Source organism: Fibrobacter sp. (assembly GCA_024399065.1).
Lineage (GTDB): Bacteria > Fibrobacterota > Fibrobacteria > Fibrobacterales > Fibrobacteraceae > Fibrobacter.
This window is the reverse complement of the sequence record JAKSIB010000005.1, coordinates 57870-70209: the sequence shown is the minus strand read 5'-3', so window position 1 is coordinate 70209 and position 12340 is coordinate 57870. Positions and strand designations below refer to the sequence as shown.

Here is a 12340-nt window from a genome sequence, read left to right as displayed (position 1 = left end):
GGTACTAACTATGTTAGAAAATTTGACTGATGGCAAGAAGGATAAGCTAGATACATCTGTTGCCGGAATTGTGGCCAAATTGGATGAATATCTAATGAAACCACGTTTTGATGGCGATAGCTGTATTATCCTGAATATGCCTGAAAATATCATTAAGAAGAATAAGGAAAAACTGAATGCGGCTATCTGGGATTTGTATAAAACGTACGCCTCTAAAGGGTTCGGGATGTTTGACATTCTGGTTGCCGTTGAAACAATGGTTGATGCCGTGAAGCTAAGCGCAATTCTGGATACGGACATCAAACTGTTGCTTGCTAGGGAGCGATCTATAGAAATTAGTGAACAGGAACTTGAAATGGTTGTTGTGAATTCGACAAGTAAGCGTGCAAAAAATGCGGAAGATGATGATAATGACATTGTGACTGGCGCTCCGGCGGAAGAAAAGTCGTATGAAGAACGTTTGCTTGAAGATGATCCTGATGAAGAAGCTGAAATCATGGCGGGGTTGATGTAATGACGAAACGTAGCGAATCTAATAAATCTAGGTTTCTTGAGTTTTTTGCCAATATTGGCGATGAAATTGTGATGCTGATTCAAGGCCTGTTTGTATTCATAGCTGATATATTGGAGTAGTTATATGAGCAAGTTTAAGTTTTCAAATTATAATGACGTCATGACGAAAAACGATATGGCCGAGGCTGAAAAAGCTGCCGCCAACAAGGAAACTATTGAAACGATTACGAATGCTATTTGCAACATTGGTACTGACGGCAATGGTGTGGGTGATGGCGGTACAAAAGTTCTGGTAAAGACTGAGGCGTATAACACTTGGCTGGCTGAAGTACAGAAGCGAAATCGATTTATTGGTAAGGATTATTTAAGCCGAGCCCATGAATATGAACGTGATGATGAAGAAATCGACCGTGCGCATTTCGTCGAGAATCCTGCAGAAATGCTTGCCAAGGACACAGACGGAAAGGTCCATATCGACGAAGAATATGACCCGAACAATACGCAGGTCACCGATTCTGAAAAGCTTGAAGGATATGCATCTAAGTTCTCCGACCTGTGTGTTATCAATAATGTTATTGCTAAGCAAGTATCTTGGGATTTTGACAGCTTGATGGATGAAGTCACCGACGCCCTGAAAGAAGAACATAAGGACGATCTTGACTTTGAGTTGCCGGAAAATCTTAGTGAACAGGTTGACAAGGCTCTTAAACGATCTGAAGCCTTTGCTCAGCTCACATATTCAAAATTTGACACTGAAAATAATAAATAGTATAATTTATACATTGGCAGTTAACCGGCAACGGGTACACTGCGGACAAGATAGATAAAAAAGAACAGAAAAAGAAAAAGATAAGAAAAGGTAAGGTAATACATGAATACTCAGATTCCTAATGCTAATGCTTCGTTTGATGATTTCTTGACCATCAATGCTGCTCCAGTCATTCCTAATGTACGTGGTGGCGGTTCCGCTAATGCTGATCCTAATCAGTGGCGTCCCCGTGTTTCCGCAAAGCATCCGGGCTATGATGCAACTATTCGTGTGCTCCCTCAGGGCATCGAAGGTCTCAAGAATAATCTTTATCCGGGCGTTAATGTCAAGACCCATCGTCTTGCTATGAATGGTGTTTTCCGTGAAGTGAAGTGCCGCATGTCTGTTCCGGGTGTAACCAGCTGTCCTATTTGTGCTGACATCTGGAACCGTTACGACGCAGTTGTTAAGCTTTATGGCAAGAAGGACGAACGTGCCAAGGAACTCACCAAGATGCTCGCCCGTGAAGAATGGTATACCAACGTTCTGATCCGTCAGGACGACAATGAACCGAACAACAACGGCTTGGTTAAGGTGTGGCGTCATAGTGACGCTATGGATCGTATGCTTCGTGCACCGTTTGACGACAGTGCTGAAACCACTACAGATTCTGCCAATGCACCCGGTAGTATTCGTGATCGTAAGAAGAAGGAAAAGCGCCGCTTTATCCCGCACTCCCCGACTAATGGCGTAGACTTTACTGTCATGGTCACTTGGGATGAAGCTAAGGGCATGCCTACCTATGAAGGTTCTGAATATGAAGACGAAGCAACACCGTTGGCTGGAACAAACAACGAGATGATCGAAATCCTGAACCAGTGTCATGATTTGACCAAGTATCTCGAAGGCGTTCCTACCGAACAGGAAGCTGCCGCCGCTATTCGTGAATTCTGGGAAGCTACCGAACGTAAGGCTCAGGAAAAGGCCGACGCTATCACTAACGATGTTCCGACTGGCGGATATCAGCAGGCAACTGCATACAAGCCGGCTGTTGAACCCCGTACCACTGTAGTTGATGCTTCTCAGTTCCTCGGAACTGGCGCTCCTGTTGCACCGACTGCAGCACCGGCTCCTGCCGCACAGCCTGCGCAGGTAAATAATGACGCTGCTTTGCTGGCTGCCGCCGCTATCGCTGCTCCTCGAACAGCTGCACCGGCCGCCCAGCCTATGGCAAATCAGCTCCCGCCGTCTTCTTCTGATGATGACGAACTGCCGTTCTAAATTGAAGTAGTAGTTGGAAACCGAGGGTGGTGCTAAATTTGGCACCATCCTCATTTTTTAATATATTTGGTGCATGAGTTTTTCGTACGAAAATATACCTGATACGGAATATGAAGATGCCGTGAATGAAATGTTCGGCGGGCAAGTTCTGGTTGAAAAATCAGACTGTTTCAACTTTGTGTGTCCTACGTGCGGCGATTTGAATTTTCCAAACAAGAAAAAAGCATACGTTTACAAGGATACGTGGCGTTATATATGCTATAAGTGTGGTGTGAGCCAACATTTTATGCAGTATATCAAGGAACATGATGAAGATCGATTTGGACGAATGTTGCTGCTTGGATTCGATAGTGATAGTAAGCCGAAACAGAAAAAGGAAGTGCCAGTAAGTGAGGCTAAAAAAATTGGCCTGCCATTCATGGATGGTGAAATTATCCCAATTACATGCAACCATCCGTTAGCGGTTCAGGGTAAACAAATTTGTATTGACCGAAAAATTAGGCCGATGGTATACGAAAAATGGTTTGTATGTCTTAATGATAAGCGTTTTTTACAACGAGACCCGGCTGGTAATTTAATTCTGAACAGTAGTGGTTATCCAATTGGTAATGAATATCGTGATCGTATTATCATACCGTTCTATCGTTTTGGCGGTGCATGGAATCAGTTTGATGCCAGAGCTATCGATCCGAATAATACGCTACGTTACCGAAATTTTGAAGGTGTAAAACGCACGGCTTATAATATAGACTTTGTTGATTTCTCGAAGCCGTTTTATATTCTTGAAGGTACTATCGACTCTACGTTTATTCGTAATTCCATTGCTATAGGTGGTATCCAGCATCTTGGCGAAGTATTGAACGATAATCCGCAGATTGCTGCAAATAAGGATAAATGTACTATTATTTGGGACAACGACCCTCCCGGCCAGAAAGCTATGGTTGACACGACTAAGAAAGGATTCGGATGGTTTGATTGGAATGATATTAAGGCGAAGGATATAAACGGGGCAGTAATGGCCGGTGAAATGCCGTTAGATTCCAGTGGGTATGTTGATCCTGCTTACATCCAGAAGTATAGTATGCGTCCAGAAGGGTCAGATATTTTGTTTGCGTTGAAATTCGGTGATGTAGAGAAGAAGGCTAGGGAAGAAAAGATGGCGGCCCGTAAAATTGCGAGAGACCGCCTCTCGGCGGCTAGACGAATAGGAGTTGTTTTTTAAATATGCTTGGTGATCTTCGATATAAGGGTGGTGAAAGTGAATTCGTACCGGTGAGTACGATAGCTAAACATATTGGGCGGCCGATTAGTTTACTTACAGATACCGATTTCTTAAATGATATTCCGTTTAAGCAGCCCGGGCTTAATGGCCTAAAAGTGTATAACTTTGAACGGGCCATGGCTAAGTTGAGGTCATATGGTATTGAGCCGCCTAATAAGAATCATCCAATGGCTAAATGGAGACCTGCTGAAATTATAGCTGATTTGGATGTAAATGAACGAACATATTTACGCCTTGTGAAGCAGGGATATATTACTGAACAGCCTGCGGACGAATATGGCAAGTTTATTTATTATAAGGATTATGATTATTTCATAAAGAATTACGTGCCTAGTAAGATGGTTCGATGGCTTCCGCCAAAAATGCCGATGAAAGATTGCGCTGCATTTCTTGGATTAAAAATCGGCAGGCTGCGCCATTATGTTCGCATCGGTAAGGCTACCTGTATACAGGCTGTGCGCCGTGACGGAAAACGTAGGTTTAGGGGAATGACCCGTGACCAAATTAGTCTGTATCTGAATAATATCTATGCCGAGGCGAAGGCAAAAAATAAAGCGGCTACAGTATTGTTTAGGAAGATTCCATTGCCAGATAAATTGACGGTAAATTTATGCCGTAATTATATGAAAATATCTGATCGGACATATCGTCTAATGCTGAATGGGCGTCAGCTTGTCCCGGAAAAGGTTAAGGTTGGCCGAATCACGAAAAATTTCTTCACAAAGTCTGATCTTGATGAGCTGTACGTTGTATTGCAGAATAAGGCGTGCTATGGCGATTATTTGCCATACTATTCCCGAAATCATATTAAAAATAAATTTGGCAAAACTGATTTTTGGATCGATACGTATGTAAAGGATAAATGCCGTACTATGGCCGGAATCAATTCCGCCCCGATTACGACTGAGGAACGCCGTGCGCTGAAAAAAACTGCGAAGCAATTTACACCGTCCTACATGGGGTGGATTAAAGAAGAGGTTGATGCTGTTATAGCTAGTGGGGTTGATGTCGATCCGGTGTTTGAATATAAGGTCTATAAGGACAGGAAGACTCTGGACAAAACAAATCATAATGATTTGAGCCACCTTCGTGCCGTTAGGCGCAAGCTTCGCAGTATGCCGATTCCGTATAAGCCGGTAGATGATGAACTTGAATTGTCCATACGAGCCGCTATCGAACGTAAGGATTTCGAACAGGAAGAACGTAAAAAACAGGCTATTGCGAACACGATCAAAATTGAATCTGAACGAAATCAGGTTCGACGTATGCTTGGCATTACTGAGGCTGCCAAGGTAAAAATAACTCCGAATCGACTGCTTCGAGAATCTAATGTGCCTGAAATCGTTACTATTGTGTATAATAGAACCGAAAGTATTGGTATTTATACAAAGTATAGTCGTGAACCGAATGACTGCATCTTCTATACGAAGGATACCGTGACGTATTTCAAACGGTCTGAGCAACCTATATTTTCCGTATTCCTTAATATAGCGAAAAGAGCTCATACTATTATGTCGTTGCCGCCAAAAGTGGATCCTGCGTGGATTATATTGGTTGCCGGTTCATCGATGGTCCCGGATTCCAATTTCTTTAATAAGCTTCGTGCTGTGCCGGATGAATATGCGGCAGTTGCACCGTTTGGCTATGAGTATTTCTTGCCTAATGGGTCGTGGGTGAATTGCCCTAGTACATACGGAATGTATTCTCTGTATTCCGATGTCAACCCTGAGTTGGCCCGAAGGGTTATAGGAACCAAGTCTGCTGTGGGATGCCATGAGGTTGCTGTGCTGGATGGACCGTTTGTTGCTATCAGGGGCGGGTATTTGCCGCTGCTGAAGGAATTAAAGTCATTTCATGTATTGGGTGATGGACGTTCCTATGTCCCATATGCAATTTCCATGATGATGAAGCGTCTTGGGACTAAGATGTTGCAAATTGAAGTGGATTCTAGTATGTGCGCTGATTTTGTGCCAAGTACTAATTCGCTGGATTGGAATAAGGCCGAAACGATGCTGATTCGGTTTGGACACACCGGTTTGCAATATAAATAGGATTTTCATATATTTGATGGTGAGGTTTTTATGAACAATATTACATTTAGTCAGCAATTTTTTGACCTGTTGAAAAAAGTTGTGGCTGTCGCAAAGCCGCAACAAACCCTGTTGTATAAAAAGGATGGCCGTTGCCGCATTACAGTTCCCGGACAGGCTTTGTTCACACATTTATCGGCTGGCCCTGCCGATCTGAATTTTGACTGTGAAAATGTCAATATTTTTTCCTTGTCTGAATTTGTGAAATATGCCGAAGCTATCAATTATCCGACGACAGGCAGTGTTAGTGTTGATAAGGAAGTTTCGATGAGCGGCCGCTTCTATGAGTATATTAAGTTTTCGTCATCTGACATTACTTGCCGTACAATTACTGCTGACCCATCGTGTTTTAAGCCTATGGATAGAAATACCCCTCGTAGCCGTGACGCCGATCCGATGAAACGTGTGGCCGAGATTGCCATGGATGAGGGGATGCTGAAGGATTTTGACAAGAAGATCAAGTTGGTTCCGGGATGCCGCTTTATTACGCTAATGGTGGATGACCGTGTTAAGTTTTATATGAAAGGTAAGCTGTCACAGCAAATTACCTATCTGATCGATTCCAATTGTACACGATATATTGATGATGCATTGGTAAAGCGTGTATTCTTGCCGGGTAAGGTCATTATGTTCCCTGCAATGTATTTCAGCATATTGAAGGGTATTGGGGCGCAATATGACATCGATATCAGGAATGTTACCAATGCCCAGACGGTTATGACGGCATTAAAGGCTCATGCTGCTATTCCGGGCGCCAATCCTGATGATCCTATCCGATTGTTTGTCGGTGCATCTGAAGTATCTGCGGCGGCGATTAGTAATTACGATCTTGTTGTGTAAGTTATCTGAAAAAATAGACCAGCTATATAATAGCTGGTCTATTTAAATAATGGCTTTATTATGCTACCAGTAAGCCACCATACGTTTTCGGTATCTGCTTTAATTCCTCCAATCCCGTATCTGTATTTATGCCACAATTGTAGAACATATCAGATCGCTCAGATGGCCATACGACGGAGGGGAAACCCTTTTGATATAACGCAAGGGCTCCACTAGCCACTGACTTACAATTATAGAACATACTATATATACTGGTTGCAGCAGATAAATCATATAGTGGTACAGCGGTTAATGATGTGCAGCCATAGAACATCCTATTTATAAATTGGCAGTTAGATGTATCAAAATTCGGTGCAGTCAGTAAGCTACTACAATTATAGAACATAGATCGCATAGCCTTGCATTTAGATGTATTAAAATCAGGCACATGTTGCAATTTAGTGCAGCCAGAGAACATATTATACATCTCCGTTACATTACGAGTGTCAAAATGCGGAACATCGGTAAGTCCCTTGCATCCCCTAAACATATATGACATATCTGTTACATTAGACGTATCCAGTTCAGGTAGACTTGCCAATGAAGTATTGTTTGGCTTAAACCCATCACCATTATCAAACATTCCATACATATTAATAACATTCGATGTATTTAAATGAGGAACCTCTCTTAACTTACTGCAACCATGGAACATCTGGCTCATAGTTGTTACATTAGATGTGTCCAATTCCGGGATAGTCAAGATGTTATCACAATAAACAAACATCTGTCTCATAGTTGTTACATTAGATGTGTCCAATTCCGGGATAGCTTGTAATGCGAAACACCTGAAGAACATTCTTTCCATAGTTATCACATTAGATGTGTCCAATTCCGGAATTTCAGCCAGATTTTCGCAATAAGAGAACATATTTCCCATATTTGTCACACCAGATGTGTCAAATTCCGGGATACTGGTTAAATTAGTGCATTCAACGAACATACTAGCTACATTGTCAAGCTTATTCGATGATACAAATTTCCGTATTTCGGTTAATGCGCTGCAACCAGAGAATAAGTATGATGCGTCAATCGCTTCAGTAACTACCATTTCCTCGATGGTCGTCAAAGCATCACATTTATCAAACATGTGCGATACATTTGTTGCCATCGGAACATTGACCTTATCTACCTGAGGTAAATTATGGCAATTACTAAACATATATGATGCATCAACTATAGTGTTGTGTTCAAAATCAATTGCATCAATGCCATTACAGTCATAAAACATATATGATGCATTAGATAATTTTTGCATGAAGCCCATGAATTCCTGATTTACAGATACTCTTAGATTACAATGGGCAAACATAAACTGGGCATCCGTTATATTACTTATATCCATAGTCAAGGTTTCTAGTTTACCACAAGAATAGAACATATGATTTGTGTTGCATGGCTTAATGTTAGTTATATGGCACTCAACCAAGTTCTCGCAATTATTAAACATATATGATGTGTCAGTAACCTGATCACCAAAACAACTCAAATTAACCATAGTGATATTCTTACATGAATCGAACATATGAGTTACATCAGTAACATTGTTAAACGGTAGTTCTGAAGACCATTCAATGACTCCACCCATGGTACATCCGCTAAACATTCCACACGCATCAATTACATTACTAACATCTAACTCACCGCTCAATAAATCAGGTATATGTCCACAATTCCTGAACATATATCTTGCTGAGGTCACATTTGTCATATTTAGAGACAAGCCGCTGAGTGAGGTACCGGCAAGCATAAAGTCAGTTGTCGTTAAATTATTGAACTCATTGTCAATTATATCTAGGCCAAAACGGCATCCATCAAACATATGGGATGCATTTTTAACATTTCTGAATTTAAGGGTTTTTATATATGATAGATGTGCGCAATCTTTAAATAAATATGACGCATCAGTAATATTATCAAAATTAATATTATCAACAAGTAGAATATTCCAACAACCTTCAAACATACCAATAACATTAGTTACATTAGGCATATATTTTGTAAATATTTCAAGCGTTTCGCAGTAAGCGCACATATATGATGCATCTCGTATGGATGAGTAATCCATTTCCGGTAATGCAGCTAAATTATAACAGCCTGCAAACATATATGATGCATTATCAATATGCGGGTTTTCACCCATACTAACTTGTTTCAAATCCCCGCATCCAGCAAACATATATGATGCATTATCAATTTGCGGATTTCCGCCTATACTAATTTGTTCCAGTTTATTGCAATCAGCAAACATGTAGGATGCATCAGTAACATTTGGCATAGTAATATCAGTAATCTGCACCAGATTTGGACATTCTGCAAAACAATGCGATGCACTAGTTCCAGTAATTTGTAAATTATGAACCTCTTCTAGCATTGGTAGGCGACCAACCCAATTAGCCGATTTAGTAACAACATTAGTTATGGTTCGAATTGCGCATCCACTAAATATATTGGATCCTGTATCGAGATTATCCATATTAATATCATGAATACAATCTATATTACAGTGAGCAAACATCCCATCCCCATATTGTATTTTGTCGAGACATGAACCTGATATGTCGCATACCCCGGACATACTATACATATATTGTGCATCAGTTAATGACTCAAATGAGCTTAATTGTGCCAGTTTCAAAGATGAACACATGCTAAACATTGAATTTCCGCATTGCACATGTTTAAATGAATCATCAGGAATTGACGTCAATGCGGTACAACCCCTAAACATATTAGATCCATCGATTACCGAATTAAACGTATTATCAAATGTTTCCAATGATGTACACAGAGCAAACATTCCTTGAGCATTAATTAATGATATAAAATTTCCATTTTCGATTTCAGTTAGTGATGAACATTCGGCAAACATATTAGTTGCATTAGTAACTGAATTGAACGAATTGCTTGGTATAGTAGTTAACCCACCCAGTGCATCCACGGAACATCTCGGTTCCATCAATGACGTTATTGAATGCATCGCTCCCAATACTTGTGATGCCAGTGCAGTCACTGAATAATCCGGGCGTATATGTTAACATGTCGCTACCAATATCGCATGATAATAAAGATACATTATCATTGACAGAAGCATCCAGATAATCATTTAATCGTATCTTATCGGCAGTCGCATGTTTCGTTGCAGTAATTTCTAACACATAAGCAGCATTGTCATCATCAGTTTCAATATATTTAACGGTATCGTTCTCGGCTATCCACCCAAATTCGGAAAATTCATCATACAATAGTTCGGCAACTTCATTGCCAGTAAGCTCATCGGCATATTCCAGTGGAAATTTCATCCTCATATGATTCTTATCAATGGCATGCGGTTCAAATTCATCTGACATCTCACGTATATTTAGTGCCAATGTTTCTGCATCAATAAAGATTTCCGGATTAATTTCCATTGTCCATATATTAGAATCTTCCTCATCTTTAGACCATTTAATGAATAGATGATAATCTGACTCAATTTCCGTTGGGTCAAAATCGTCATTATTTAATCTAAGTTTTAACTTAGTAGTCTTGGGTAATATATTCGGGTTCGGTGGAACATTTGGGTGTACTGGGGTACTTGGTATTCCATTATGTGTTTGTGTTAGCCTCTCCACTAAATTAACCATCCCCATATGCATTAATATGCCGCTCATACGCTACCTCATTTTTTGTAATATATATATATATATATATATAGTTTATATTTTTGTCCAAAACACCACTTTGGTGGATAGATCCTTTTTAATTATTATATTATAAACTTGTGATAAACGCATTAATGAGGATGCTATCGTGGAAAAGAAATTTGATAAGAAACAGTTGTTTGAGGCTATTCAGGGCCTTAGCTACGTAACTACTACTAGCGGCCCCGTTGTGCCGGCTAAGTCCAAACAGATTGAAGTCATGACTAAACAGATTCTGGGTCCAATTACCAAGCCTCAGGATAATGAAAAGCACGATAAGCGCCTTTATGACAAGAACCCGGCCCTTACGTCGTCAAGACCGTTCATGACGATTAAGGATATCTATGGTAAGGTCATCCATTCGTTGACTGAAGCAACGTCTAAGACTGCCGATCATTCCATGCGCCTAAATCTTAGCAGCATTGACATGGAAGAAACTCACTGTAAGTTCATCGTCAATCGACATGATACCCGAGTGCTTGTTGAAATGTACTACCCTAATGTCAACAAAAACATTAGTATTAAGTTGTTGACTGAATCTGGTAATTCTAAGCTTTATGAAGTATCGTTGGACAGTGATCAGTTCCGCATGAATTTTGGATATACAATTTTGAAGTCGATTGATGCGTTGAATGAGGCTAATGGCTATTCAGTAACAGATGACATTGAAAATTCTGACATTCTGGATGGAATGGGCACTGCAATGCGTGATGTTAATGATACGATTATTCAGCCGAGTGCTATGATTCGTGAATCTGTTGACGCTGGCCTGAGCAAGTTGTTGAAAATTTGCAATGACGCTGCAATGTTTGAAGCTGAAGGTGACGCTGATGGGGATGAACAGGCTGCCGGTGCAGGTAATTTTGAAGCACCAGCTGGTGAGGATCCTTCGAATATTAACGGAATGTCGGGACCTGATGAAATGGTTGCTCAGACTCCGGGTAGCGTAAATGCAGAAAACGAAAATCCTGAAGCGGATGATATGGTCAATTTCCGTGATGCGCTTATTAAGTTGATGTCAGGCAATTCAGTTCCGGGTGTCGATTCAATTTCAAATATTGATACTGATACTACATCCAACAGCGATGCATCGTTTGGTCTTGGAACTCTGGAAAAGCTGATTGCCCAGAATGCACACTTGCTGATCACATCTGGTCAGGATACTAATTTAAACCCTGTGTCGGTTGACGGAATCTTGCATGGCGGCGTCGGTATTATTAAGGGTTCGTCAGCCATCGAGAAGGCTAACGCATTCCTTAATTACTATTCTGAATTGGATACCGATGTTACTTTGCAGCAGATGGATGAATTTGTCAAGTTCATCAATAATCCGGGCGAAGACGTGAATTTGAGCATGTTTGCCGATAAGATGAAACAGATCTTCGGTGATACCGTGTATAAGGATCAGAATAACCAGAATATGAGTGTTGATTCTATCAAGATGAATACTTGGGGTGATGGTAACGATAGTGCCAATGATTATGACAATGGTATTACGATGGACTTTGATGCTGGTAATCTTGATTGGAATGCTTATTCTGACGGCGGTTCCGGTAGTGCCGACGCTGGATTTAGTTTTGATTCCAATTTTGACGCATCGTCTGATAATATTGTTGATGCTACTAATGCGGCACTTGGTGATAACTATGAAAATCCGTTGGCGCCTGATGAAGGTGGCAATGAAGAACAGGGAACGGACGTAGAGGATCTGCCTGAATTACGCTGAACTGAAAGCCCACGGCTTTAGCCGTGGGATGAAACCTCTTGACAAAATAAAAGTTATAAACTATATTTGAATTGAAAGTTTGAGTGTTGGTCATACAACGGGTAATATCGTGGTGATTAAGCGAAAAATTTTCATGCT

The 12340-nt window shown here is 40.8% G+C and carries 9 protein-coding genes; 7 read left to right on the top strand and 2 right to left on the bottom strand.

The features are described 5' to 3' along the window. The first annotated feature begins 10 nt into the window (after positions 1-10). The 6 genes from MJZ25_03855 to MJZ25_03830 all read left to right on the top strand — a co-directional run bounded on the left by MJZ25_03855 (position 11) and on the right by MJZ25_03830 (position 6754). Positions 11-514, top strand: a complete 504-nt coding sequence (locus MJZ25_03855) for a hypothetical protein (GenBank protein MCQ2123298.1) — start codon at positions 11-13, stop codon at positions 512-514. A gap of 123 nt (positions 515-637) precedes the next feature. Further along, the gene (locus tag MJZ25_03850; GenBank protein ID MCQ2123297.1) at positions 638-1282 is read left to right on the top strand and encodes a hypothetical protein; all 645 of its coding nucleotides are present in this window, start codon (positions 638-640) and stop codon (positions 1280-1282) included. 102 nt (positions 1283-1384) lie between these two features. Beyond that, a complete protein-coding gene (locus tag MJZ25_03845; GenBank protein MCQ2123296.1) occupies positions 1385-2542 on the top strand; it encodes a hypothetical protein in 1158 nt (385 codons plus the stop codon). Positions 2543-2615: 73 nt separating this feature from the next. Beyond that, a complete protein-coding gene (locus MJZ25_03840) occupies positions 2616-3764 on the top strand; it encodes a hypothetical protein (protein MCQ2123295.1) in 1149 nt (382 codons plus the stop codon). A 2-nt stretch (positions 3765-3766) separates the two neighbouring features. Continuing rightward, positions 3767-5875 (top strand): hypothetical protein, encoded by a 2109-nt coding sequence (locus tag MJZ25_03835; protein MCQ2123294.1) that lies wholly within the window; start codon positions 3767-3769, stop codon positions 5873-5875. Between the two features lie 30 nt (positions 5876-5905). Then, positions 5906-6754, top strand: coding sequence for a hypothetical protein (locus MJZ25_03830; GenBank protein MCQ2123293.1), 849 nt, complete (start codon positions 5906-5908; stop codon positions 6752-6754). Positions 6755-6812: 58 nt separating this feature from the next. Here the strand turns inward: MJZ25_03830 and MJZ25_03825 are convergent, their stop codons facing one another. Beyond that, the gene (locus MJZ25_03825; protein ID MCQ2123292.1) at positions 6813-9734 is read right to left on the bottom strand and encodes a DUF285 domain-containing protein; all 2922 of its coding nucleotides are present in this window, start codon (positions 9732-9734) and stop codon (positions 6813-6815) included. Beyond that, the gene (locus tag MJZ25_03820) at positions 9676-10446 is read right to left on the bottom strand and encodes a hypothetical protein (protein MCQ2123291.1); all 771 of its coding nucleotides are present in this window, start codon (positions 10444-10446) and stop codon (positions 9676-9678) included. The genes MJZ25_03825 and MJZ25_03820 overlap by 59 nt, the downstream gene beginning before the upstream one ends. Before the next feature lie 139 nt (positions 10447-10585). On the opposite strand from MJZ25_03820, the gene MJZ25_03815 reads away from it, so the two are divergent. Beyond that, a complete protein-coding gene (locus MJZ25_03815; protein ID MCQ2123290.1) occupies positions 10586-12202 on the top strand; it encodes a hypothetical protein in 1617 nt (538 codons plus the stop codon). The last annotated feature ends 138 nt before the right edge of the window (positions 12203-12340 follow it).